This window comes from Acidovorax temperans (assembly GCF_028596105.1).
Lineage (GTDB): Bacteria > Pseudomonadota > Gammaproteobacteria > Burkholderiales > Burkholderiaceae_C > Acidovorax > Acidovorax temperans.
In genome coordinates, this window is the sequence record NZ_CP117193.1 from 2,625,216 (window position 1) to 2,649,175 (window position 23,960).

A 23,960-nucleotide genomic window follows, 5' to 3' on the forward strand; every position below is an offset into this window, starting at 1 on the left:
TCTTATGTCTTATATAAGATATGATTGCGAGCGCTGCGGTTCACCGCCCATCCCGCCCAACCACCTGCCCATGTCCTCGCTCCCGTTCGCTGCCGACAATTCGCCCGCCCCTCAAGGCGCCGGGTTGCCGACGCCTGCGTTCAGCCCGCTGTACCAGCAAATCAAGGGTTTGATTTTGCAGAGCCTGCAGCAAGGCGAGTGGAAGCCTGGGGAATCGATTCCCAGCGAGATGGAGCTGGCGGCACGCTTTCGGGTGAGCCAAGGCACCGTGCGCAAGGCCATTGATGAACTGGCTGCCGAAAACCTGGTGGTGCGCAGGCAAGGCAAGGGCACCTTTGTTGCCACCCACGCCGAGCAACATGTCCAATACCGGTTCCTGAAGCTGCTACCCGATACTGGCGATGCCAGCGTGGAAGGTCCGGCCCAGCGCTCCGTGATCGAATGCCGCCGCGTGCGCGCCAGCGCCGACATTTCACGGGTGCTGGCATTGCGCAGCGGTGACCCCGTCATGCAGGCCAAACGCATCTTGTCTTTTGCCGGTGTTCCAACCATTCTGGAAGACATCTGGCTGCCCGGCCACGCTTTCAAAGGACTGACGGGCGAGCAGATGGCCAACTACCAAGGCCCCACCTACGCCATGTTCGAGATGGATTTCGGAGTACGCATGGTGCGTGCCGAAGAAAAGATTCGCGCCGTGCTGCCCGATGCAGAGCAGGCCCAATTGCTACAGGTCACCACAGCCACCCCCCTGTTGAGTGTGGAGCGCATCGCTTACACCTATAACGATGTTCCCATGGAGTTACGACGTGGCCTCTACCGAACCGACACCCACCATTACCGTAACGAACTGAGCTGACAGCAGGCTGGCACCTGATTACAAACGTCGATTTTTGATCCCGATACAAAAGCGCGGTTGTTGCATTGCAATAGAATTTTGTGTTGTTTGCATCTTCCAATTACAGAGCAGTTACATCCACGAAAGCACCAGACATGACTGAACTAGCCAAAAAACGGCCTGAATTCCGCAACATCAATGCCTTCAAGGACTTGACGACCTATCGCATGGCACCAGCAGCATGGGTTTCGATCCTGCACCGTGCCAGCGGGGCCATCATGTTCCTGCTGCTGCCCTTTGTCATCTGGATGTTCGACACCTCGCTGTCGTCGGAAATCTCTTTCGGAAAATTCAAAGCAGCCTTCAATGCGGGCTTGGGCTTTGTCCCCGGCTGGTTCATCAAACTCGTGGTTCTGGCATTGATCTGGGCCTACATGCACCACCTCATCGCCGGCCTGCGCCACCTGTGGATGGACGTCAGCCACGACGCCGTGACCAAGGAATTCGGCAAGACTTCCGCCGTTTTCACACTGGCAGTCAGCATCGGCCTGACGTTGGTACTGGGCGCCAAACTTTTCGGCTTGTACTGATTTCAAACAACAAGGCGTGCGTGCCATTGAAGGCACCATAGCCCCCACAAAAAAGGAAACCAATATGTCCGTCAATTACGGCTCCAAGCGCACGGTCGTCGGCGCCCACTATGGCCTTCGCGACTGGCTCAGCCAGCGCGTCACCGCCGCCCTGATGGTTCTGTTCACCGTCGTGGTTCTGGTCCAGCTCGTGGCCTCCAAGGGCCCCATCGGTTACGACCTGTGGGCCGGCATTTTCTCTGCCCAATGGATGAAGGTTCTGACTTTCTCCGTGATCGTGGCCATGGCATGGCACGTGTGGGTGGGCGTCCGTGACATCTTCATGGACTACATCAAGCCCGTGGGCCTGCGTCTGGTCCTGCAGGTTTTCACCATTGTCTGGCTGGTCAGTTGCGCTGGCTGGGGTATCCAGGTTCTGTGGCGTCTCTGATTCCCGCGATTGAAGGTACAAAATGAGCTATACAAAAGCCAACATCACCACGCGCAAGTTCGACGTAGTCATCGTCGGCGCAGGCGGCTCGGGCATGCGTGCCGCGCTGGAACTCTCCCGTGCAGGCCTGAACGTGGCCTCGCTGTCCAAAGTCTTCCCCACCCGCTCGCACACCGTGGCCGCACAAGGTGGCGTGTCTGCCTCGCTGGGCAACATGAGCGAAGACAACTGGCACTATCACTTCTACGACACCATCAAGGGTTCTGACTGGCTGGGCGACCAGGACGCCATCGAGTTCATGTGCCGCGAAGCACCGAAGGTGGTGTACGAGCTGGAACACTTCGGCATGCCGTTCGACCGCAACCCCGACGGCACCATCTACCAGCGTCCCTTCGGCGGCCACACCGCCAACTACGGCGAAAAGCCTGTGCAACGCGCCTGCGCAGCCGCTGACCGTACCGGTCACGCCATGCTGCACACGCTGTACCAGCAAAACGTCAAGGCCAAGACCAACTTCTTCGTGGAGTGGATGGCTCTGGACCTGATTCGCGACGAATCCGGCGACGTGGTCGGCGTGACCGCCCTGGAAATGGAAACCGGCGACCTGCACATCCTGCAAGCCAAGACCGTGCTGCTGGCCACGGGTGGCGCAGGCCGTATCTTCGCGGCATCTACCAACGCCTTCATCAACACCGGTGACGGCCTGGGCATGGCAGCGCGTGCTGGCATCGCCTTGCAAGACATGGAGTTCTGGCAGTTCCACCCCACCGGCGTGGCCGGTGCCGGCGTGCTGCTGACCGAAGGCTGCCGCGGTGAAGGCGCCATCTTGCTCAACAGCAATGGTGAACGCTTCATGGAGCGCTATGCGCCTACCCTGAAGGACTTGGCTCCCCGCGACTTCGTATCGCGCTGCATGGACCAGGAAATCAAGGAAGGCCGTGGCTGCGGTCCGAACAAGGACTACATCCTGCTCAAGCTGGATCACCTGGGTGCGGAAACCATCCACAAGCGTCTGCCTTCGGTGTACGAAATCGGCGTGAACTTCGCCAACGTGGACATCACCAAGGAACCCATCCCCGTGGTTCCCACCATCCACTACCAGATGGGTGGCGTGCCCACCAACATCCACGGCCAGGTCGTGGAGCAAAAGAACGGTGTGAACAACTCCGTGGTGAACGGCTTGTACGCTGTGGGTGAATGTGCCTGCGTGAGCGTGCACGGCGCCAACCGCCTGGGCACCAACTCGCTGCTGGACCTGTTGGTGTTCGGCAAGGCCGCTGGCCGCCACATCGTTGAGTTCAACAACAAGAACAAAGAGCACAAGCCACTGCCTGCCGACGCGGCAGACCGCACGCTGGAACGCCTGAACCAGCTCGAAAGCTCCAAGAGCGGCACCTACGCCCAAACCCTCGCCGGCGACATCCGCGCCACGATGCAACAGCACGCTGGCGTGTTCCGCACCCAGGCCAGCATGGACGAAGGCGTCAAGAAGATTGCCGAGCTGCGCGATCGCGTGGCAAGCGTCACTCTGCAAGACAAGTCCAAGGTGTTCAACACCGCCCGCATCGAGGCCCTGGAAGTGGACAACCTGATCGAAGTGGCGCAGGCCACGATGGTCTCTGCCGCTGCCCGCAAGGAATGCCGTGGCGCCCACACCGTGTACGACTACGAGCATCCTGCCGACCACCCAGAGTTCCCACTGGGCCGTAACGATCAGGAGTGGATGAAGCACACCCTGTGGTACAGCGAAGGCAACCGCCTGGATTACAAGCCGGTCAACCTCAAGCCCCTGACAGTGGAAAGCATTCCACCCAAGGTCCGGACGTTCTAAACAGTAGCCCCACGAGAGCAGAATCATGAAGCGCACATTCCAAATCTATCGCTACGATCCGGACAAGGACGCCAAGCCCTACATGCAGACCATCGAGATCGAACTCGACGGCCACGAACGCATGCTGCTGGACGCCTTGATCAAGCTGAAGCAACAAGACCCTACGCTGTCGTTCCGCCGCTCCTGCCGCGAAGGCGTCTGCGGTTCTGACGCCATGAACATCAATGGCAAGAACGGCTTGGCCTGTCTGACGAACATGAACACCCTCAAGGGCACGATTGTTCTGAAGCCCCTGCCCGGCCTACCAGTGATCCGCGACCTGATCGTGGACATGACGCAGTTCTTCAAGCAGTACAACTCGATCAAGCCATACCTGATTAACGACAATCTCGTGGCCCCTGATCGTGAGCGCCTGCAAAGCCCCGAAGAGCGTGAAGAGCTCAACGGCCTGTACGAGTGCATCTTGTGCGCAAGCTGCTCGACCAGCTGCCCCAGCTTCTGGTGGAACCCCGACAAGTTCGTGGGCCCCGCTGGTCTGCTGCAGGCCTACCGCTTCATCGCCGACAGCCGCGACGAAGCCACAGCCCAGCGCCTGGACAACCTGGAAGATCCGTACCGCCTGTTCCGTTGCCACACCATCATGAACTGCGTGGACGTTTGCCCCAAGGGCCTGAACCCCACCAAGGCCATCGGCAAGATCAAGGAATTGATGGTGCGCCGCGCCATCTGATCCTTTCAGGGCCTCACCATGAGCGATATCGCCACCACAGCGCCTGCAGCAGCCGACGAGCTGCTGACAGAGCGCGAACTGAGCAAGCTGCACTGGCGCTGCCGGCGCGGCTTGCTGGAGAACGACCTGTTCATTCAGCAGTTCTTCAAACGTTTCGAACCTGAGCTGAAGCAACGCCATGCTCAGGGGTTGGCGGCGCTCATGGCCCTGGCAGACAACGACCTGCTGGACCTGTTGCTCTGCCGCCGCGAACCAGACGAGACACTGGCCAGCGCAGAAGTGAACGAAGTACTCAGCATGCTGCGCTTGAGTGGCGGCACCCCTGCCCTGCGGGCCTGACAAACGCAGGGCGCTCTCTAGACCGGATTGACATCGGCAAACCTAAGGAAAGTAACAATGAAGCTAGCTGACAACAAAGCCACCCTGTCGTTCTCCAACGGCAGCCCCAGCGTGGACCTGCCGGTCTATCAGGGCAGCATCGGCCCGGACGTCATCGACATCCGCAAGCTGTATGCACAAACGGGCATGTTCACCTATGACCCCGGCTTCCTGTCCACAGCTGCAACCCAGTCCGCCATCACCTACATCGATGGCGACAAGGGCGAGCTGCTGTACCGCGGCTACCCCATTGAGCAGCTGGCTGTGAACTGCGACTTCCTGGAAACCTGCCACCTGTTGCTGTACGGAAACCTGCCCAACGAAGCCCAGAAGAAGGACTTCACCAGCCGCGTGACCAACCACACCATGGTCAACGAGCAGATGCAGTTCTTCCTGCGTGGCTTCCGCCGTGACGCGCACCCCATGGCTGTGCTGACCGGTCTGGTGGGCGGTCTGTCTGCGTTCTATCACGACAGTACCGACATCAACAACCCAGAGCACCGCGAAATCGCCGCGATTCGCCTGATCGCCAAGATGCCTACGCTGGTGTCCATGGCATACAAGTACAGCGTGGGCCAGCCTTACATCTACCCACGCAACGACCTGAGCTACGCCGGCAACTTCATGCGCATGATGTTTGCCACGCCTTGCGAAGAGTACAAGGTCAACCCTGTGCTCGAACGCGCTCTGGATCGCATCTTCATCCTGCACGCTGATCACGAGCAAAACGCATCCACATCGACCGTGCGCCTGTGCGGCTCGTCGGGCACCAACCCCTTCGCAGCGATTGCTGCGGGCGTGGCCTGCCTGTGGGGCCCTGCCCACGGTGGCGCCAACGAGGCTTGCCTGAACATGCTGGAAGACATCCAGCGCAACGGTGGCGTGGCCAAGGTCGGCGAGTTCATGGAGAAGGTCAAGGACAAGAACTCTGGCGTGAAGCTGATGGGTTTTGGCCACCGCGTGTACAAGAACTACGACCCCCGCGCCAAGCTGATGCAGGAAACCTGCAACGAAGTGCTGCAGGAACTGGGCCTGGAAAACGACCCCCTGTTCAAGCTGGCCAAGCAGCTCGAGAAGATTGCGCTGGAAGACGACTACTTCGTGTCGCGCAAGCTGTACCCCAACGTGGACTTCTACTCGGGCATCGTGCAACGCGCCATCGGCATCCCCGTGTCGCTGTTCACTGCCATCTTCGCGCTGGCACGCACCGTGGGCTGGATTGCCCAACTGAACGAAATGATTGGCGACCCCGAGTACAAGATCGGCCGCCCACGCCAGCTGTTCACCGGTGCTGAGCGCCGAGACGTGCTGCCTATCAGTAAGCGCTGATCGGTCAAGTGCCTGGCGCGCATGGCGCCCAGGCCTGAACTCCAAAGCCCGCAGGTGCCCCCTGCGGGCTTTTTTACGCCTGCTGCCGCTTCTTTTGAGCCTGCGATGGGGTTCAGACCAGGGAAATGACCCCAGGGTGATTGGCAGGAACCTTGCGGGCCAAGAGCACCGCGCATCCCTCGGAACCGCCAGCCGTTGAGCGAAGTAACTCCAACGACGGTGGCGAGTCTTTGCAACGCAGCAGTCCACGCCACACTGCCGAAAGTGCCCACGGCGCAGTCTTAAGGATGTCCTGCATAACTCCCTGCGGTCCGTGATAGCGCGGCCTCGGGCAGTCCGCTGCGTTGCTTTTCTTGCCAATAGCCCGGCTATTGGCTGCAAAAAGACGCCTTGCAGCCTATCCCGATCCGCACCACCACCGACTCGCGAGGGTTTTGCAGGACACCCTTAAGCGCCGAATATTCCAAGGGATTTCCATCACCGCGCCAGCCTTCAGTGCACCGCAGAATGCAGCCTTTACGGCATAAGCTAGGCATGGATCGCTGGACACGCTGACCGCCCCCGGCCCCATGGGACCAGCGCGCCAGCATGACTTATGGCCCTGCCCACAGCCAAACCCAACATGGAGGAAGTTCCTATGTCCGCAGGTGACTGGAAGCGCTTTTACCAGGCGGTCTGTGATGGCGATATGCGCCTGGTGCGGCACTACATCGAAGCAGGCATTGATGTGAACTATGCCCACCCAGAGTTCTTCTCCACGCCGCTGGTAGCAGCCATACGCAACCAGCGGGAAGAAGTGGCGCTCTTCATCTTGCAGCGCGGCGGTAATCCGTTGCGTGTGTCTGAGGTGGATGGCGCTTCGCCCATGGATCTGCTGGCCACCTGCGATCTTCGGCGCCTCAAAGAACAGCTGAACCGCATGGGGGTTGCCGCCCGGCCTGCCCGAAACTTCTGGAAGCGCTGGCTGGGTTGGTAGAGGCAGAGCCCGCCCGCTTGCGCCTACAGGCGGGCTGGGTAGCAGAGCAACCACCCACCAACGGCAGGCGCGGAACCGCGAGGATTGCCGAATGCACCCTTACGTCTTTTTGCAAAGACACGCTCGTACTCCCCCCTAGTAACCCCACTTTTACCCAGGCTAGCGCTTATGTAGTTTGCGCTAGCAATTTATACTACCACCCAGTACACCTCTTGATCGATGATTGAGAGGCGCCAGAACGGAATGCCCCATGCCCCACACCGCTGAAGACAAGCAACGCGCCATCACCCGCCTGCGCCGCATCAAAGGCCAGGCGGAGGCGCTGGAGCGCGCGGTGGAGGCCGGTTCAGACTGCGCCCCCATCCTGCAGCAGCTGGCGGCCATGCGTGGCGCAGTGCACGGACTGATGGCCGACCTGCTGGACAGCCATGTGCGCGAAACGCTGGCAGAAAAACCCGCACCGTCGCAGCAGGCCGTGGATGAAACACTGGCGCTGCTGCGGTCATACCTCAAATAAACCGCCTATCCCGACTCACTGAAAGGACCACCCCATGAAATCCCGCGCCGCCGTTGCCTTCAAAGCCGGAGAACCCCTGCAAATCGTCGAGATCGACGTCGCTCCGCCCAAAAAAGGCGAGGTGCTTATCAAGATCACCGACACCGGTGTGTGCCACACCGACGCCTTCACCCTGAGCGGCGAAGACCCAGAAGGCCTGTTCCCCGTGGTGTTGGGCCACGAAGGCGCCGGCATCGTGGTGGAAGTGGGCGAAGGCGTGACCAGCGTGAAGCCGGGCGACCATGTGATCCCGCTCTACACCGCTGAATGCGGCGAATGCCTGTTCTGCAAGAGCGGCAAGACCAACCTGTGCGTGGCCGTGCGCGCCACGCAGGGCAAGGGCGTGATGCCCGACGGCACCACGCGCTTCAGCTACAACGGCCAGCCCATCTACCACTACATGGGCTGCAGCACCTTCAGCGAATACACCGTGGTGGCCGAGGTGTCGCTGGCCAAGGTCAACCCCAACGCCAACCCCGAGCAGGTCTGCCTGCTGGGCTGCGGCGTGACCACGGGCCTGGGCGCCGTGAAGAACACTGCCAAGGTGCAGGAAGGCGACACGGTGGCCGTGTTTGGCCTGGGCGGCATTGGCCTGGCTGTGATCCAGGGTGCCAAGCTGGCCAAGGCCGGGCGCATCATCGCGATTGACACCAACCCCTCCAAGTTCGACCTGGCCAAGGTGTTTGGCGCCACCGATTGCGTCAACCCCAAGGACTTCGACAAGCCGATCCAGCAAGTGATTGTGGAGATGACAGGCTGGGGCGTGGACCACAGCTTTGAGTGCATTGGCAACGTGAACGTGATGCGCGCCGCGCTGGAATGCGCGCACCGTGGCTGGGGCCAGTCGGTCATCATCGGCGTGGCCGGCGCGGGCCAGGAAATCTCCACCCGCCCCTTCCAGCTCGTCACCGGCCGCAAGTGGCTGGGCTCGGCCTTTGGCGGCGTGAAGGGGCGCAGCGAGCTGCCCGGCATGGTGGAAGACGCCATGGCCGGCAAGATCCAGCTGGCACCGTTCGTGACCCACACGATGGGGCTGGAAGAGATCAACACCGCGTTCGATCTGATGCACGAAGGCAAGTCCATCCGCTCGGTGGTGAAGTACGCAGCCTGACCCAGGCACTACAAAAACAAGAGCGCCTTGCGCTGGCTGGATAAGCATTCAAGGTATAAAGCCCTTGAAACCCTTATTCAGCAAGCGCTACCAGCTATTCTTTTGTGAGCAACCCATGTCCACCCATCTAGAACTGTTGAGCAGCCATGCCTGCTTTGGCGGTGAGCAACGCTTCTACCGCCATGATTCGGGCACCATCGGCCTGCCGATGAAATTTGCGGTGTACCTGCCGCCCCAGGCCAGCCAGGGCCCTGTCCCGGCCCTGCTGTACCTGGCCGGGCTGACCTGCACCGAAGAGACCTTCGCTACCAAGGCCAGCGCCCAGCGCCGTGCAGCCGAACTGGGCCTGGCGCTCATCACGCCCGACACCAGCCCGCGCGGCGCCAACGTGCCCGGCGAAGCCGAGAGCTGGGACTTTGGCGTGGGCGCAGGTTTTTACCTGGACGCCACCCAGGCACCCTGGGCCACGCACTGGCGCATGGAAAGCTACCTGATGAACGAACTGCTGCCGCTGTGCACGGCACAGTTGCCTATCGACGCGCAGCGCCTGGGTATTTTTGGCCACTCGATGGGCGGGCACGGCGCGCTCACCCTGGCGTTGCGCCACCCTGGGCGGTTCAAAACCCTCTCGGCGTTTGCGCCCATCTGCGCGCCCACCCAATGCCCCTGGGGCGAGAAGGCGTTCACCGGCTACCTGGGCGCAGACCGCACCAGCTGGGGTGAGCATGACGCCACCGTGCTGATGGAAAACCAGCCCCTGGCGCCCTACCCTGGCGGCATCCTCATCGACCAGGGCGTGGCGGACAAGTTTCTGGAAGGGCAATTGCACCCCCATCTGTTCGAGGCAGCATGCGCGCAGATTGGCCAGCCCCTCACGCTGCGCCGCCACGCAGGGTACGACCACGGCTACTACTTCATCCAGACGTTCATCGACGACCACCTGCGGCACCACGCCAAGGGCCTGGGCGTAGCGGCCTGAACGGGCTGTTTCGTACCGCCTTCCAATGGCAAAAAGGGCTGTCCCGCAAGGGGCAGCCCTTTTTTACTCAGCGCCCAGCGCGGGTCAGGTGCCCACCACGCCGCCGTCTGCCTTGCGGATGACCACGGTGGCCGAGCGGGGGCGGCCGTTGGCCTTCTTCTCGGGCCAGTTGGACACGGCACGGGGGTTCTTCGGGTCGGTCAGCTCATTGGCAGGCTCGCCGGGGTGCTGGATGTTGACGAACATGGTCTTGCCGTCGGGCGTGGTGGTCACGCCCGTGACCTCGCAGCCTGCCGGGCCAACCAGGAAGCGACGCACTTCGCCCGTGTTCACATCGGCAGCCAGCATCATGTTGTTGCCAAAGTTCTTCAGGTCGCCCTTGCCCATGGCCGATGTGGACATGTCGCACTGGATCCACAGCACACCACGGCCGTCCACCCACAGACCATCAGGGCACGAGAACATGTCGCCCTTGATGTTGCCCTTGGCCTCGGCGCGAGGCAGCGAGGGGTCGCCCGCCATGACGAAGTGGTTCCAGGCAAAAGTCTGGCCGCTGAAGTCGCCGTCTTCCTTCCAGCGAATGATGTTGCCCTGGGTGTTGTTGGCACGGGGGTTGGCCGCATCCACGGCGGGCTGGTTGGCACCGCCGCGGTTGCTGTTGTTGGTCAGCGTGGTGTAGACCCAGCCCTGCTTGTCCACGGCAATCCACTCGGGGCGATCCATCTTGGTGGCGCCCAGCAGGTCGCTGGCCTGGCGTGCCTTGATCAGCACTTCGCCCTGGTCAGCAAAGCCGTTGGCGGCTGTGAGCGGGCCTTCGCCATGGGTCAGTGCAATCCAGCGGCCCTTGCCGTCGGCGTTGAACTGGGCCACGTACAGCGTGCCGTGGTCCAGCAGCGTGGCATTGGCTGCTGCACCGCCGGGTTTGATGGCATCACGGCTCACAAACTTGTAGATGTATTCAAAGCGTGCGTCTTCGCCCATGTAGACCACGGCCCGGTTGTCACGCGTGACGGCCACGGTGGCGCCTTCGTGCGCGCCCCGGCCCATGGCCGTGCGCTTGATGGGGGTGGAACTGGGGTTGTTGGGGTCAATCTCGACAATCCAGCCAAAGCGGTTGGGCTCGTTGGGGTTCTTGGTGGCGTCGAACCGCGCGTCAAACTCATGCCAGCGGTAGCCGGAGCCGCCCTTCTTCAGGCCCCAGCGCTTTTCGTGGGCGCTGAGTGTGTCGCCACCGCTGAAGTAGTTGATGAAGTTTTCTTCAGACGTGAGGTACGTACCCCAGGGCGTGATGCCGCTGGCGCAGTTGTTGAGGGTGCCCAGCACCGAGCGCCCTTGCGGGTCGGCTGCGGTTTTCATCAGCGCATGGCCTGCGGCGGGGCCGCTGAGCTGGGTGCGCGTATTGGCGGTGATGCGGCGCGCCCAGGGCGAGGGGGTCACCACCTCCCACTTGCCGTTCTTTTCCTGCACTTCGCAAATCGATACGCCATGGGCGGCCTGCGACTTGCGCACTTTCTCCAGGCTCCAGTTGGCTGCACCGTCGGGGAACAGCAGACCGTGGTCCACATACTCATGGTTCATGGCCAGCAGGCCCACCTTGGAGCCTTCTTGCGCAAAGTAGTGGATGCCGTCGTGGTGCATGCCAAACTGCGTTTCCTGCTGAGCGGCTGTGTTGCTGGCGTCGTCCTTGAATGCGGCGTTTTCGCCAGACATGCCCACCGGGTCACCCCAGGGCGCAATCACCTGCACGGTGTAGCCCTCGGGCACCGTCACCGTGTCGGCCGTGGAAAGAGCTACGCTCTTGAAGCCCAGCAGGGGGCCAGCACCAGAGCCAGGGGTGGCACAACCCACCAGCGCAGCCGCACCGGCCACCGTGCTCAGCGGCGCCAGAAAATTACCGGCCAACGCACCCAGACCGCCCCGCAGCAAGGTGCGGCGCGAAGGGTCGGACACCTCATGGATGCTGGGGTTGGAAGAACGGTTGCTGTCTTCCATCAGGGAAAAGTCTTTTGCCATCGTGCAGTACTTGGTTGTGACTGCGCCGCCGGGGTAGCAGCGCGCGCCGCATTTGTAGGCGCGGCGTGTGACCAAGGCATGACAGGCCCCTGCAAAAGATAGACTTCTGCATGGCGCAACGAGGGCGCCCTGCCTCTTGCCTCCTGCCGCAGAACGGGCACAGAGCAGTGAAGCTGCTCAATCGAAAATTGATACATTTATCAAATAACCATTTATTTGATAAATGTGCTTATAATTGAGCAAACGCGTCACATAATGTAACCATGCACAGCGCTGGTGCATGGGCTTCGCCAGCAGCCACCCGCGCACGCAGGCACCGGAAAGATTGCATGATGACGACCTCTTCTTTGTCGACAGAAACCTCTCCCGCGCCGGGAGGCGCTGCTGCAGAGGTGTGCTTGTCTGTCGATGAACTCAAGCGACGGATCTTTGACGCAACCCCCATGGGGCTGTGCTTGCTGATCCATGCCCAGCCCGTGCTCATCAACGGGCGGTTTGCCGAATTGCTCGGGGCCGCCCCTGAGGACGCTCTGCGCCCTGTCACCTGGCTGCAGCGACAGTGGCCAGAGCTGTGGCCACAACTGCTCGGCATCGGACACGGCCAACGGCATGTGAGCTGTGCCACAACCTCGGGCCGCATCTTCAATGGCCGTGCCTATGCGCGGGTGCTGCCCGCACTGGCCGAAGGGGCGGAACTGATCACCGTGGTAGACGACCTCCAACGCGCGCAAATTGCTTTTTCATCTCGCTGGCGTGCCCGCATGCTGGAGCAGACGGAGACCATGGGCCGCAGCGGCTCGGCAGAAATCGACCTGGACCATGGCAAGGCCGTGCTGTCCAAGGGGCTGTATACGCTGCTGGGGCTGCCATTCCACCCCGAAGCCGTGCCCAGCTGGCGCCTGCTGCAGCGGTTGCCCGCGAAAGAGCGCGGCTATGCGGCCTCGATCTGGCAAGGCGCACTGCCCGACGAGCCGTTCGAGTTCCAGCACCGGCTGGTGTGCAGCGATGGCAAGCGGCTTGAAGTGCTGCAGCGTGGCATGGTCGAAACCGACGGCTCTGGCCGCCGCCATGGCCACGTCATCATCCAGGACATCACCGCCCAGCGTGAAGCTGAGCAGCGCATCCAGGAGCTGGCCAACCACGACGAGGTCACGGGCCTGGCCAACCGCACGCAGTTGCTTGACCGCATCGATGCCGCAGTGCACGCCGCCAAGTGGGACCCGCAGACGTTTTTGCTGCTGTCCATCCAGGTCGATCAGGTGGACCATCTCAAGCAGGCCATGGGATATGGCGCGGGCGATGCCATGGCCATGGCCGTGGCATCACGCCTTTACACGCTGGCCGCGCCCGGCGACATCGTGGCGCGCCTGGACGGCGGCGAATTTGCGATTTTGCTGAGCCCCGAGAGCAGCGCGCTGGACCCCCAGGGCTACCACCACGCTCGCGCGGTGGTGGAGGCCATGTCCAAGCCCGAGCGCCTGGGCGCGGCCGAAATTGTTCCTGGCGGGCGCGTGGGTGTGGCGCGCTTTCCGGCCGATGCACAAACTGCCAGCGAACTGCTGGAAGCCGCCCAAACGGCACGCATGGGCATTCCGGCCACCGGTGAGCAGGTCGCGATCTTCACCCCCGAAGCCCGGGCCGCAGCGTTGCGCAAACTGGCTGTCGAGTCGGGCCTGCGGCATGCCGCAGAACGCGGTGAGCTGGGCCTTTCCTACCAACTGCAGGCCGACCTGACCACCGGCGAGATTGCTGGTGCGCAGGTCATCATGAACTGGACGAGCCAGGCACTGGGCAGTGTTCCAGGCCATGAGTTTGTGCCCATTGCCATGCAAACCGGCCTGATCGTCATGCTGGGCGACTGGAAGCGTGAAGCCATTTGCCAGCAATTGCGTGCCTGGGAGCAGGCGGGCGTGCGCGTGCCGCGCCTGTCCATGCGCATCTCGCAACTGGAATTGCAGCAGCCCGACATGGTGGACAAGCTGCGCCAAAGCCTTCTGGCCAACGGCCTTCAAGCGCAAGCGCTCGGCATTGAGATCAGCGAACAGGCCTTGTTCAATGCATCGCCCGAACTGGTGCAGACCTTGAATCAGCTGCGCGGGCTGGGGCTGGAGATTTCGCTGGGCGATTTCGGCGCGGGCGCCACTAACCTGGGCCTGCTGCGCACCCTGCCGGTGGATGTAATCAAGGTGCACCGCTCATGCGTGCCCGATGTGACAGCAGCCACCGGTGATGTCTCGCTCACCCGGGCCATCATCAACATGGCGCACAGCCTGCAGATGAAGGTAATGGCGGATGGCGTGGAAACCACAGGCCAGCTCACGCTGCTGATTGCCAATGGCTGTGACCGCATGCAGGGCCCGGTGCTGTCGCCTTTTGTGGACGCCGCCGCACTGGTGCAGCAGCTGGCCAGCAAGATCACGCTGCCAGCACACCTGCTCACCCGCAGGCGCGAACGTACCCTGCTGCTGGTGGACGATGAGCCCAACATCGTCTCGGCGCTGCGGCGCCTGTTCCGCCGCGAGGGCTACCGCATCGTCACGGCCAGCAGCGGAGCCGAGGGGCTGCAGCGCATGGCCGAATACGAAGTGGACGTGGTGCTTTCGGACCAGCGCATGCCCGGCATGACCGGCGTTGAATTTTTACGCCGCGCCAAAGAGCTGTACCCCGACACCGTGCGCATGGTGCTATCCGGCTACACCGAACTACAGTCGATCACCAACGCCGTCAACGAAGGCGCCATCTACCGCTTTCTGACCAAACCGTGGGATGACGAACGGCTGCTCGTGCATGTGCGCGAGGCCTTTGCCCACAAGGAACTGGGCGACGAAAACAAGCGCCTGGCCACCGAAGTCGTCACGGCCAGCGAGGCCCTGGCCGCCGCCAACGAGCGGCTGGAGATGGTGCTGAACGACCAGCAGCAGCAAATCGACCAGGAATCAGCCCGCGCCAACGCCGTGCGCGACATGCTGGACCTGGTGCCCGTCCCGTTGCTGGGGGTGGACCCCGACGGAGTCATCGTGCTGGCCAACCAAGAGGCCCAGCGCGTTCTGGGCCACCGGATTGCCGTGCTGGGTGAACCTGCCGAGGCCGTACTACAACAGCCTCTGCCGCCCGTGGCGACGGAACCACTTTCGACCCCAGTCCAAAACGCCCCACACTCCTACCAGCCGCCCCTGCATTGGCAGGGCCCCCACTGGCGCGGCAAGGTGCGCGTGCTGAACACCACGCCGCCGCGCGGCCTGATGGTGGTGTTGACGGACCACCATAGCCCAGCACAGCCACAGCCCGACAACGAAACACCCTGTTAAGACGCGAAAGACGCGAGCGCGAACACGGCACCGATCAAAAACACCAGCCCTTGTCCATGGCACCCCATTCCGCCCCCTCACTGCCCGACACACCCAGTGCCACGCCCGTTGCGGCACCCAGCGGCGCAACGCCTGAAGCTGCATCGCCAGCATCTGGCGCGAAGGCCGCGAACCCTGCTGCACAACGGCTGCACTACCTGTTTCGCCGCCTGGATGCCAAAGGCCAGACCCATGTGCTGAAGAAAGCGCTTTTCGAATACCGCGGAATTGAGCTGCCATGAAAATCCCGCCTCCCCGTATCTTGAAGCTTGATCGCGAAGCCCTCGCACGCGACGTACGCGCCCTGCCGTCACTGCCCACCGTGGTGCAGGAGCTGATGATGTTGGTGCAGAACAATGAGGTGCAGTTGGACACCATCACCAACACGCTGAGCCTGGACCAGGCCTTGTCGGTCAAAGTGCTGCAGCTGGCGAACTCTCCGTTCTACGGGCTGTCCGGCCGGGTGCGTTCCATTCGTGATGCGATCAATATTTTGGGAATGCGCCAGCTCAGCAGCCTGGTCATCGCTGCGGCGCTGACCCTGCAGTTCGAAAAGCTGCACGGCCAGTCCCTGCACATGAATGCGTTCTGGCGGCATTCGATAGGCTGCGCCACCGCAGCCCGCCAGCTTGCCAAGCGCATGGGCCTGGATGAGCAAGCAGCTTTCACCACAGGCCTACTGCACGACGTGGGCCTACTGGTGGTAAACAGCCACCACCCCCTGGAAGCCGCGCAGGCCATTGCCTGGGCAGAGGCCAGTGACACGCCCCACTGCGATGCTGAGTACATGCTGCTGGGCATTGACCACGCAGAACTGGGGTCCTGGGTGTGCCGCCACTGGCGGTTTACCAGCGATGTGACCGATGCCATCGCGGGCTACCACCACCCACCGCCTTCGGGCGCGCTGACGCTGATTGACATCGTTCACGTGGCCGACGCCATCACCCACGCACTGGACCTGGCCGATGCCCCCAACGAGGCTGTGCCTGGAATCAGCCCCGCAGCGTGGGCACGGCTGGGCCTGCAAGAGCGCGAACTACCGGCGCTGCCGGCAAGCATTGAAAGCGAATTCAACGATCTGTATGCCGTGCTGAAGCCCGCCAAGGAGGCCCCATGAACCACACCGGACTGTCCCCACTGCCTCATGAGATGACGCTGGCCGAGATGTCGGACGCACAGATCCGCGCCATCGTGGGCGAGCTGATCAAGGCCAACCGGGACTTGAAGGAGTTGAACTCCAAGCTGTCTGATGCACAAAGCAAGCTCATCCAGTCGGAAAAGCTGGCCTCCATCGGGCAGTTGGCAGCGGGTGTGGCGCATGAGATCAACAACCCCATCGGTTTCATCTTCTCGAACTTCGGCACCCTGGAGCAATACCTGGAAGACCTGTTCCAGATGCTGGACGCCTACGAGCAGGCCGAGGCGAGCATGAGCGACGGAGCAGCACTGGCTCGCATCCGCAGCCTCAAGGCAGATCTGGACATTGACTACCTGAAGGAAGACATTCCCAACCTGATGAGCGAGTCGCGCGATGGCATCCAGCGAGTGCGCAAAATCGTGCAGGACCTGAAAGATTTTTCGCGCGTGGATGCACGCCAGGAATGGGAAAGCGTGGACCTGCACGCGGGCATCGACTCCACACTCAACATCGTCAACAACGAGATCAAGTACAAGGCCGACGTGGTCAAGCACTACGGCGCGCTGCCCGAAGTTCAGTGCCTGCCCTCGGAGCTGAACCAGGTGTTCATGAACCTGTTGGTCAACGCAGCCCACGCCATCACGGCTGAGCGCGGCACCATCACCATCAGCACCGGAGTCGAGGGCCGCAATGTGTGGGTGGAGGTGGCCGACACTGGCGCAGGCATTGCACAAGAAAACCTGCAGCGTATTTTTGACCCCTTCTTCACCACCAAGCCGGTGGGCAAAGGCACGGGCCTCGGCCTGTCACTGTCTTACGGCATCGTGCAAAAGCACAGTGGGCGCATGGAGGTGCACAGCGAATTGGGGGTGGGCACCCGTTTCAGGGTCACGCTGCCCATCCAGCACGAAGAAGCAGCCACACAGCCAGCCGCCTGACGGCAGTTCAGCGTCTTTGCCAGTACCGCCCAGCCCCGCACCCTTTTTGCAGCCATGGACACCGACAACAGCCCACTGATCCCCGCCGAGGCTACGGCGCCAGCGCCCAGCCAGCCGCCCGCCCCACCTGCCGAGCCCTGGACCGTGCTGTGCGTGGACGATGAGCCCAGCATCCTGTCAGCCCTCAAGCGCGTGCTGCGGGCCGAAGACTGCAAGGTGCTGCAAGCGGGCAGCGGCGCGGAAGCCATTGCCGTGCTGGAGCAACACCCCGTGGACGTGGTGGTGAGCGACATGCGCATGCCGGGCATGGACGGCGCCGCCCTGCTGGCCCAGGTGCGAGCCCGCTGGCCCGCCACCGCGCGCATTCTGCTCACGGGGTATGCCGACATGAAGGCCACGGTTGCGGCCATCAACGAAGGGCAGATTTATCGCTACATCCACAAGCCCTGGGACGAGACCGAACTGCGGCTGACCGTGCGCCAGGCGGCCGAGCGCAGGCAGCTGGAGCGTGAACGCGACCGCCTGCAAGCCCTGACGAGCGCGCAGAACGAAGAGCTGAAAGCCCTGAACACCGGGCTGGAGCAGCGGGTGCAAGAGCGCACCAACGAGCTGCGCCAGGCCAACGACCAACTGCGGCGCAACTACCTCACCAGCATCAAGATCTTTTCCAGCGTGATGGAACTGCGCAGCGGCGTGCTGGCCGGGCATGGCAAGCGCTGCGCCAACCTGGCACGCAAGGTGGCGGTGACCATGGGCCTGCCCGAAGACGAAGTGCAGGACATCTTTGTGGCCGGGCTGCTGCACGACATGGGCTTCATGGCCTTGCCGGACTCCATCATGAGCAAGCCCGTGGGCAAGCTCACCCCGGAAGAACTGGCCAGCTACCAGCGCCACCCGGTGCTGGGCGCGCAGGCCTTCATGGCGCTGGACGACCACCAGACCGTGGCCACATTGATCCGCACCCACCACGAGCGCTTTGACGGCACCGGCTACCCGGACCAACTCCAGGGCACGCAGATTCCGCGGGGCGCGCGCATCCTGGCGGTGGTGGATACGTACGACGACATGACGCACGGGCACCTCACCGGCGCGTCGCTCACGGAAGCGGAAGCGCGCACCATCTTGCAGCGCGGGCGCGGCACGCAATTCGACCCCGAGGTGGTGGACGTCTTCCTGCACATCACGCAAGAGGTCAAGCCCAAGCCCGTGCGCATCGAGCCCGTCAGCACCGACCATCTCAAGCCCGGCATGGTGCTGGGCAAGGATCTGCTTTCGAAAGAGGGGGTCATGCTGCTGTCTGCCGGGCATGTGCTCAGCGCAGACATGATCAGCCGCATTCGCAAATACGCGATGGCCGAAGGATTGAACCTGGCGCTGGACATTCGCATGCCGGGGTAGTTTCTTAATGTGGGGTTAAGTGGCGGTTTCAACAATCGTCCGCATGCCCCTCATCCTGCAACGGCTGCTGCCGCGCGCCCCATTTTTTGGTGCTTCCCACGCCTCTTCCACATCACAGCCCTCGGCGCAGGGTTTGCACCCCGCCTGGGTCGTGCTGTGGATCAGTGTCTGGATGGCCGCGGTGTGCAATGTGCCGCTGTGGCGAGAAGTGCTCCACCTGCCCGGTAACACCGGCGTTCGCGGCTGGGCTTTCCTGGCGGCCTTCATGGTGCTGGTCACTGCGGGCAACGCCGCCTTGCTGAGCCTGCTGGCCTGGCGCTGGACGCTCAAGCCCGCCGCTGGCTTGCTGGTGCTGGTGGCGGCCTTTGGCGCCTATTTCATGCTGGCCTACGGTATTGCGATTGACGCCAGCATGCTCACCAACGTGCTGCAAACCGATGTGAAGGAAGCGGGCGACCTGCTGAACTGGCAACTGCCGCTGACCGTCGGCGCCCTGGCCGTGCCCCCAGTGGCGTGGCTGGTTCGCCAACCCGTGCGCCCATTGGCACCGCTGCGGCAAACGCTCCACAACGCGGGGCTTTTCGTCGCCGCCGTGCTGGTGGCCGTGGGTGCGGTGTTGCTGGTGTTCCAGGACTTTGCCTCCACCATGCGCAACCACACCCAGCTGCGCTACCTGATCAATCCCCTCAACACCGTCTATGCGCTGGGCAACATTGCCACCAAACCGCTGCGCATGGACACGCGCACCATCCTGCCCGTGGGGCGCGATGCCCAACTGGGTGCCAGCTACGCAGGCCAGTCCAAACCACCGCTGCTGGTGCTGGTGCTGGGCGAAACCGGCCGCGCGGGCAACTTTGGCATCAACGGCTACGAACGCAACACCACCCCGCTGCTGGCGGCCCGGCCAGACCTCATCAGCGCTGGCAACGCCTGGGCTTGCGGCACCAGCACGGCGGCCTCGGTGCCGTGCATGTTCTCGCACCTGGGCCGCAATGGCTACGAGGCGCGCCGCGCCAACTTCGAAGGCTTGATGGACGTGCTGCAGCACGCAGGCCTGGCCGTTTTGTGGGTGGACAACCAATCGGGCTGCAAGGGCACTTGCGACCGCATTCCCAACGCCAACACTTCGGCACAGAAAGACCCCGAACTGTGCCCCACTGGCAGCGACTGCCTGGACAACATCATGCTCAAGGGCCTGGACCAGCGCCTGGCAGACCTGCCCGCCGAGCAGCGCCAGCGCGGCACTGTGGTGGTGCTGCACCAGATGGGCAGCCACGGCCCCGCTTACTCCAAGCGTTCAGCCCCAGAGCGCAAGAAGTTCCTGCCCGAATGCACATCCAACGCGCTGCAGGAATGCGACCGCCAGCAGGTGGTGAACGCCTACGACAACAGCATCGTGGAAACCGACCACTTTCTGGATTCAGTGCTCAACTGGCTTGGAAAGCAATCCAATCAAGCGCAACCAGCTATGATTTATGTAGCAGACCATGGCGAATCGCTGGGTGAGAACAACATCTACCTGCACGGCCTACCCTACTCCATTGCACCTGACGTGCAAAAGCATGTGCCATGGATCACCTGGCTCTCGCCCGCCATGCAGTCGCGCACGGGCACGGCCACACCCTGCCTGCAAAAAGAACTGGCCCAGCAGCGCATCACGCACGACAACTACTTCCACTCGGTGCTGGGCTTGATGGATGTGAAGACGGGCGCGTACCAGCCCGAGCTGGACATCTTCAGCGCCTGCCGCAAGACCGTGGCCGCCAAGCAGGCGGCCCCCGCGCCAGCCAAGAGCTGAGCGGCCGCCCGTCAGCGGCCCTGCATCCACACCGCGGCCTGGGCGATCAGGTGGCCGCGAAACACCTCGGCAATGGGCGACAGCCGCTTGCCCTTGGGCCACACCAGGTGCCACTGCGACTGGATGGGAAAGCCCTGCACGTTCAGGATGGCCAGACCATCCCAATGCGGCCCCAGCGCATGCCGGGACACGATGGACACGCCCAGTTGCCCTTCTACCGATTCCTTGATCGCCTCGTTGCTGCCCAGCTCCAGCACGGCACTGGGCGTAAAGCCCAGCTGGCGCAAATGTGCATCGGTAGCCATGCGGGTGCCTGAGCCTTTCTCGCGCAAGATGAACCGCTCGCCCTGCAACTGCGCCAGCGTCACCCGTTTCCGGGCGGCCAGCCGGTGGCCTGCGGCGGCGATGACCACGAGCGGGTTGGGCATGAGGATCTGGTCCTCCAGCGGCAAATCCCCCGGGGGCATGGACATCACGTAGAGATCGTCCTGGTTGGCGCGCAGGCGGGTGATGACATGGTCGCGGTTGAGCACTTCCAGCGAAATGTCGATTTGCGGGTGCAGCTTGCAAAAGCTGCCCAGCAAACGGGGCACAAAGTATTTGGCGGTGCTCACCACCGCCACCTTGAGCCGGCCGCTGGTCAGGCCCTTGGCGCTCGAAATACTTTGCTCAAACGCATCCCACTCCCCGGCAATGGCGCGCGCCGTGCGGGCCAGGGCCTGCCCGGCCTCGGTCAGGTACACGCGGCGCGACACCACTTCGTACAGCGGCACGCCCACGGCCTGCGTCACCTCGCGCAGCTGCATCGAGGCCGTGGGCTGGGTCACGTGCATGACCTTGGCGGCGGCGCTCACGCTGCCGGTTTCAGCCAGCGCCAGGAACAGTCGCAATTGGCGAAAGGTGATGTTCATAGATTTTTATCTATAGATAACCGCATTCGAATCGATTTTACTTTGCGCTCTGCTGTCTCTAGCATCCACCCCAGTCATCCCTTTGGAGTAGAAAAATGCAAAGTTTGCTGGACCCTGCGGTCCTTTTTTTTGCGCTGGGCGTGTTTGCGGGCCTGGTGCGGTCGAACCTGGAAATGCCTGCGGCCATCTCGAAGTTCTTGTCGATTTACCTGCTGATGGCACTGGGCCTGAAGGGCGGCTTTGCGCTGGCTGCCTCGGGATTCACCGCCAGCGTGGCTAGCAGCCTGGGGCTGGCGGTGCTGCTGGCCGTGGTGGTGCCCCTGATGGGTTACGCGCTGCTGCGGCGAATGCTGTCGGGCTTCAACGCCGCGGCGGTGGCAGCCACCTATGGCTCGGTCAGCGCGGTGACGTTTGTGACGGCGACGCAGTATCTCGAATCGCAATCCGTGCCCTATGGCGGCTACATGGCCGCCGCCATGGCGCTGATGGAGTCGCCCGCCATCATCCTGGCCGTGATGCTGGCCAACGCACTGCGCCAGCGGCAGGGGGTGCCCGCCACCCATGCAGCGCAGATGGTGGCCATGTCCCCCTCCGGTGCAGCCACCCTGCCCAGCCCGGGCAGCCTGGGTGCCTCAGGCTCAGCCACTGCGGGCAAGGCTGGGCCGCATCTGTCGGTGGGCAAGATCCTGCATGAATCCCTCACCGACGGCACCCAACTGCTGTTGCTGGGCGCCATGGTCATCGGCCTGGTCACGGGCGATGCGGGCAAGGCTGCCATGCAGCCGTTTTCGGGCGACCTGTTCAAGGGCATGCTCTGCCTGTTTCTGCTGGACATGGGCCTTTCCACAGCGCGCAACCTGCCTGCCGTGCGCAAGCAGTCGCCGTGGCTGCTGGCCTATGCCGTGCTGGGGCCGCTGGTGCACGCCGGGCTGGCCCTGGCCCTGGCGTGGCTGGCCCGGGTGCCCGCAGGCGACGCGGCGCTGCTGATGGTGCTGGCCGCCAGCGCGTCTTACATCGCCGTGCCCGCCGTGGTGCGCTACGCCATTCCTGAGGCAGACCCTTCGCTGTACGTCAGCCTGTCGCTGGGGGTGACGTTTCCGCTCAACATCCTGGTGGGCATTCCGCTGTACACGCAGGTGGTGTTGCGCCTGTGGGGTGGTTGAGCATGGAGCCGCCCAGCAGTTTGCCTGGCGGCTTTCGTGGAGAGGCGGACTGAGGCAACCTGTACCGCTATCAATTAAATAGCTGTTAGCGCTTTACCCATGAGCGCTAGAGCCGATTTTCATTAAAAACCTATGGGGCGCCTGCTGCACACCACAGGCAAAAGCAGCAACAGCCCCGGCGTCAAAACAAGCTGCTTTGCCCACGCAGCAGGCCGGGGCGAAACTGGGTCAGGTCCAGCCCCTCGCGCTCGCGGTTCAGCCCCAGGCGGCGACAGGCGGCCGCGAAGCGCTGGCGCAGCAAGTCTGCCCACAGCCCACTGCCTTTCATGCGGGTGACAAAGTCACTGTCGTAGGTTTTGCCAGCGCCGCGCTGGGCGTCGCTCAAGTCGTGCAAATCCTGCACGCGGGCCATGACCCGCGCGGCGCGCTGCGGATAGTGCACAGACAGCCATTCACGGAACAGCGAATCCAGCTCCCACGGCAGGCGCAGCACGGTGTAGAAGGCCGAGCGCGCACCTGCCTCATGGGCGGCTTCCAGCACGTGTTCCATGTCTTCGGTGATGAACGGTATTTGCGGCGCCACGCTCACGCCCACGGGCACGCCCGCGTCAGCCAGCGCGCGAATTGTGCGCAAGCGCCGGTGGGGCGCGGCGGCGCGCGGCTCCATGCGGCGGGCCAGTACCGGGTCGAGCGTGGTGATGGTGACGTACACCGCCGCCAGGCGCTGCGCGGCCAGAGGGGCCAGAAGATCCAGGTCGCGCTCCACGCCGCTGGATTTGGTGATGAGCGAAAACGGGTGGCGCGCCTGCTGCATCACCTCGATCAGACTGCGGGTGAGCTTCAGTTCGCGCTCCACAGGCTGGTAGCAATCGGTGGCTGAGCCAATGTTCACCAGCCTGGGCACGTAGCGCGGCTGGGCCAGCTCGCTGCGCAGCACCTCGGCAATGTTGTGCTTGGCCACAATCTGCGTTTCAAAATCCAGCCCCGGCGAAAAGTTGAGGTAGCTGTGCGTGGGACGGGCATAGCAGTAAATACACCCGTGCTCACAGCCCCGGTAGGGGTTCACCGACAGCTCAAAAAAGATATCAGGCGAATCGTTGGCACACAGGGCGCTGCGCGCTGTCTCCAGATGCACGCGGGTGGCGGGGGCAATCAACCCGCTGCTGTGCCACCCATGCGCCTCGCCGTCCTGGGCCGCCTCGGCATATTCCGCGCGGCGCTCTGCCACCACAGACCCGGGCATGTGCAATGTGCCGGTGTACCCCCACCCATCGTCAGCCACTTCGCGCACATCAGGGCTGAACCGGTGCGCCATGCTGGACGCCGCACCCCGCCCCCGCAGGGCCTGCAGCGGAATGCGCACCTCTGCCGGGGGCGCCGGGAGGTCGTCGGGGAAGGTGTCATCGGCATGGCTCATAACTGTATAAATATACAGTTTTTTGAGAAAATTGGCTGTAACAACCCGCGCAACTGTGTCCGCACTGCCGTCATGGCACGCCAAGCCATCGC

The 23,960-nt window shown here is 62.9% G+C and carries 21 protein-coding genes; 18 read left to right on the forward strand and 3 right to left on the reverse strand.

Features of this window, described 5'->3' with window-relative positions:
• The first annotated feature begins 70 nt into the window (after positions 1–70).
• The 11 genes from PQV96_RS12450 to fghA all read left to right on the forward strand — a co-directional run bounded on the left by PQV96_RS12450 (position 71) and on the right by fghA (position 9,745).
• Entirely contained in the window at positions 71–856 is a 786-nt protein-coding gene (locus PQV96_RS12450; RefSeq protein WP_066695470.1) for a GntR family transcriptional regulator, read from the forward strand.
• 134 nt (positions 857–990) lie between these two features.
• Positions 991–1,425 carry a succinate dehydrogenase, cytochrome b556 subunit gene (sdhC, locus tag PQV96_RS12455; RefSeq protein WP_066695475.1) on the forward strand — a complete coding sequence of 145 codons (435 nt, stop codon included), beginning with the start codon at positions 991–993 and terminating at the stop codon, positions 1,423–1,425.
• A 64-nt stretch (positions 1,426–1,489) separates the two neighbouring features.
• The gene (gene sdhD, locus PQV96_RS12460) at positions 1,490–1,855 is read left to right on the forward strand and encodes a succinate dehydrogenase, hydrophobic membrane anchor protein (RefSeq protein ID WP_273623101.1); all 366 of its coding nucleotides are present in this window, start codon (positions 1,490–1,492) and stop codon (positions 1,853–1,855) included.
• Positions 1,856–1,877: 22 nt separating this feature from the next.
• Complete coding sequence (gene sdhA, locus PQV96_RS12465) at positions 1,878–3,686, forward strand: succinate dehydrogenase flavoprotein subunit (protein ID WP_066695481.1); 1,809 nt, start codon at positions 1,878–1,880, stop codon at positions 3,684–3,686.
• Between the two features lie 25 nt (positions 3,687–3,711).
• Complete coding sequence (locus PQV96_RS12470) at positions 3,712–4,416, forward strand: succinate dehydrogenase iron-sulfur subunit (protein ID WP_044397589.1); 705 nt, start codon at positions 3,712–3,714, stop codon at positions 4,414–4,416.
• Between the two features lie 18 nt (positions 4,417–4,434).
• Complete coding sequence (locus tag PQV96_RS12475; RefSeq protein WP_066786571.1) at positions 4,435–4,755, forward strand: FAD assembly factor SdhE; 321 nt, start codon at positions 4,435–4,437, stop codon at positions 4,753–4,755.
• A 57-nt stretch (positions 4,756–4,812) separates the two neighbouring features.
• Positions 4,813–6,123, forward strand: a complete 1,311-nt coding sequence (locus PQV96_RS12480; protein ID WP_066695491.1) for a citrate synthase — start codon at positions 4,813–4,815, stop codon at positions 6,121–6,123.
• Positions 6,124–6,760: 637 nt separating this feature from the next.
• A complete protein-coding gene (locus PQV96_RS12485) occupies positions 6,761–7,099 on the forward strand; it encodes an ankyrin repeat domain-containing protein (protein WP_207373067.1) in 339 nt (112 codons plus the stop codon).
• Between the two features lie 250 nt (positions 7,100–7,349).
• Positions 7,350–7,616, forward strand: coding sequence for a metal/formaldehyde-sensitive transcriptional repressor (locus PQV96_RS12490; protein WP_044397595.1), 267 nt, complete (start codon positions 7,350–7,352; stop codon positions 7,614–7,616).
• Between the two features lie 34 nt (positions 7,617–7,650).
• Positions 7,651–8,766 (forward strand): S-(hydroxymethyl)glutathione dehydrogenase/class III alcohol dehydrogenase, encoded by a 1,116-nt coding sequence (locus tag PQV96_RS12495; RefSeq protein ID WP_142084659.1) that lies wholly within the window; start codon positions 7,651–7,653, stop codon positions 8,764–8,766.
• A 115-nt stretch (positions 8,767–8,881) separates the two neighbouring features.
• Positions 8,882–9,745 carry an S-formylglutathione hydrolase gene (gene fghA / locus PQV96_RS12500; protein ID WP_273623102.1) on the forward strand — a complete coding sequence of 288 codons (864 nt, stop codon included), beginning with the start codon at positions 8,882–8,884 and terminating at the stop codon, positions 9,743–9,745.
• Positions 9,746–9,829: 84 nt separating this feature from the next.
• Here fghA and PQV96_RS12505 read toward each other — a convergent pair whose 3' ends face one another.
• On the reverse strand, positions 9,830–11,758 hold the full coding sequence (locus PQV96_RS12505) for a PhoX family protein (RefSeq protein ID WP_207373069.1): 1,929 nt from the start codon (positions 11,756–11,758) through the stop codon (positions 9,830–9,832).
• 332 nt (positions 11,759–12,090) lie between these two features.
• Here PQV96_RS12505 and PQV96_RS12510 point away from each other — a divergent pair, with 332 nt between their 5' ends.
• Genes PQV96_RS12510 through PQV96_RS12535 form a run of 6 tightly spaced genes read left to right on the forward strand, consistent with a single transcriptional unit; the run spans position 12,091 to position 20,377 of the window.
• On the forward strand, positions 12,091–15,066 hold the full coding sequence (locus tag PQV96_RS12510) for an EAL domain-containing protein (protein WP_273623103.1): 2,976 nt from the start codon (positions 12,091–12,093) through the stop codon (positions 15,064–15,066).
• 56 nt (positions 15,067–15,122) lie between these two features.
• Positions 15,123–15,347 (forward strand): hypothetical protein, encoded by a 225-nt coding sequence (locus tag PQV96_RS12515; RefSeq protein ID WP_207373072.1) that lies wholly within the window; start codon positions 15,123–15,125, stop codon positions 15,345–15,347.
• Entirely contained in the window at positions 15,344–16,222 is an 879-nt protein-coding gene (locus PQV96_RS12520) for an HDOD domain-containing protein (protein ID WP_273623104.1), read from the forward strand. Before PQV96_RS12515 ends, PQV96_RS12520 begins: the two co-directional genes overlap by 4 nt.
• Positions 16,219–17,181, forward strand: coding sequence for an ATP-binding protein (locus PQV96_RS12525; protein WP_207373074.1), 963 nt, complete (start codon positions 16,219–16,221; stop codon positions 17,179–17,181). The genes PQV96_RS12520 and PQV96_RS12525 overlap by 4 nt, the downstream gene beginning before the upstream one ends.
• 54 nt (positions 17,182–17,235) lie before the next feature.
• Positions 17,236–18,579 (forward strand): response regulator c-di-GMP phosphodiesterase, NosR family, encoded by a 1,344-nt coding sequence (gene nosR, locus PQV96_RS12530; RefSeq protein ID WP_207373075.1) that lies wholly within the window; start codon positions 17,236–17,238, stop codon positions 18,577–18,579.
• A gap of 43 nt (positions 18,580–18,622) precedes the next feature.
• On the forward strand, positions 18,623–20,377 hold the full coding sequence (locus PQV96_RS12535) for a phosphoethanolamine transferase (protein ID WP_207373076.1): 1,755 nt from the start codon (positions 18,623–18,625) through the stop codon (positions 20,375–20,377).
• Positions 20,378–20,388: 11 nt separating this feature from the next.
• Here the strand turns inward: PQV96_RS12535 and PQV96_RS12540 are convergent, their stop codons facing one another.
• On the reverse strand, positions 20,389–21,288 hold the full coding sequence (locus PQV96_RS12540) for a LysR family transcriptional regulator (RefSeq protein ID WP_066695511.1): 900 nt from the start codon (positions 21,286–21,288) through the stop codon (positions 20,389–20,391).
• Positions 21,289–21,383: 95 nt separating this feature from the next.
• Between PQV96_RS12540 and PQV96_RS12545 the strand changes: the two genes are divergently transcribed.
• The gene (locus PQV96_RS12545; protein WP_066695513.1) at positions 21,384–22,451 is read left to right on the forward strand and encodes a sodium-dependent bicarbonate transport family permease; all 1,068 of its coding nucleotides are present in this window, start codon (positions 21,384–21,386) and stop codon (positions 22,449–22,451) included.
• A gap of 181 nt (positions 22,452–22,632) precedes the next feature.
• Here PQV96_RS12545 and PQV96_RS12550 read toward each other — a convergent pair whose 3' ends face one another.
• Positions 22,633–23,868, reverse strand: a complete 1,236-nt coding sequence (locus PQV96_RS12550; protein ID WP_273623105.1) for a PA0069 family radical SAM protein — start codon at positions 23,866–23,868, stop codon at positions 22,633–22,635.
• Positions 23,869–23,960: the final 92 nt, after the last annotated feature.

Bases quoted from the DNA above. Each gene is read 5' to 3' on its own strand.
- PQV96_RS12450 (WP_066695470.1), top strand. From the start codon at position 71: ATGTCCTCGCTCCCGTTCGCTGCCGACAATTCGCCCGCCCCTCAAGGC.
- sdhC (WP_066695475.1), top strand. From the start codon at position 991: ATGACTGAACTAGCCAAAAAACGGCCTGAATTCCGCAACATCAATGCC.
- sdhD (WP_273623101.1), top strand. From the start codon at position 1,490: ATGTCCGTCAATTACGGCTCCAAGCGCACGGTCGTCGGCGCCCACTAT.
- sdhA (WP_066695481.1), top strand. From the start codon at position 1,878: ATGAGCTATACAAAAGCCAACATCACCACGCGCAAGTTCGACGTAGTC.
- PQV96_RS12470 (WP_044397589.1), top strand. From the start codon at position 3,712: ATGAAGCGCACATTCCAAATCTATCGCTACGATCCGGACAAGGACGCC.
- PQV96_RS12475 (WP_066786571.1), top strand. From the start codon at position 4,435: ATGAGCGATATCGCCACCACAGCGCCTGCAGCAGCCGACGAGCTGCTG.
- PQV96_RS12480 (WP_066695491.1), top strand. From the start codon at position 4,813: ATGAAGCTAGCTGACAACAAAGCCACCCTGTCGTTCTCCAACGGCAGC.
- PQV96_RS12485 (WP_207373067.1), top strand. From the start codon at position 6,761: ATGTCCGCAGGTGACTGGAAGCGCTTTTACCAGGCGGTCTGTGATGGC.
- PQV96_RS12490 (WP_044397595.1), top strand. From the start codon at position 7,350: ATGCCCCACACCGCTGAAGACAAGCAACGCGCCATCACCCGCCTGCGC.
- PQV96_RS12495 (WP_142084659.1), top strand. From the start codon at position 7,651: ATGAAATCCCGCGCCGCCGTTGCCTTCAAAGCCGGAGAACCCCTGCAA.
- fghA (WP_273623102.1), top strand. From the start codon at position 8,882: ATGTCCACCCATCTAGAACTGTTGAGCAGCCATGCCTGCTTTGGCGGT.
- PQV96_RS12505 (WP_207373069.1), bottom strand. From the start codon at position 11,758: ATGGCAAAAGACTTTTCCCTGATGGAAGACAGCAACCGTTCTTCCAAC.
- PQV96_RS12510 (WP_273623103.1), top strand. From the start codon at position 12,091: ATGACGACCTCTTCTTTGTCGACAGAAACCTCTCCCGCGCCGGGAGGC.
- PQV96_RS12515 (WP_207373072.1), top strand. From the start codon at position 15,123: ATGGCACCCCATTCCGCCCCCTCACTGCCCGACACACCCAGTGCCACG.
- PQV96_RS12520 (WP_273623104.1), top strand. From the start codon at position 15,344: ATGAAAATCCCGCCTCCCCGTATCTTGAAGCTTGATCGCGAAGCCCTC.
- PQV96_RS12525 (WP_207373074.1), top strand. From the start codon at position 16,219: ATGAACCACACCGGACTGTCCCCACTGCCTCATGAGATGACGCTGGCC.
- nosR (WP_207373075.1), top strand. From the start codon at position 17,236: ATGGACACCGACAACAGCCCACTGATCCCCGCCGAGGCTACGGCGCCA.
- PQV96_RS12535 (WP_207373076.1), top strand. From the start codon at position 18,623: ATGCCCCTCATCCTGCAACGGCTGCTGCCGCGCGCCCCATTTTTTGGT.
- PQV96_RS12540 (WP_066695511.1), bottom strand. From the start codon at position 21,288: ATGAACATCACCTTTCGCCAATTGCGACTGTTCCTGGCGCTGGCTGAA.
- PQV96_RS12545 (WP_066695513.1), top strand. From the start codon at position 21,384: ATGCAAAGTTTGCTGGACCCTGCGGTCCTTTTTTTTGCGCTGGGCGTG.
- PQV96_RS12550 (WP_273623105.1), bottom strand. From the start codon at position 23,868: ATGAGCCATGCCGATGACACCTTCCCCGACGACCTCCCGGCGCCCCCG.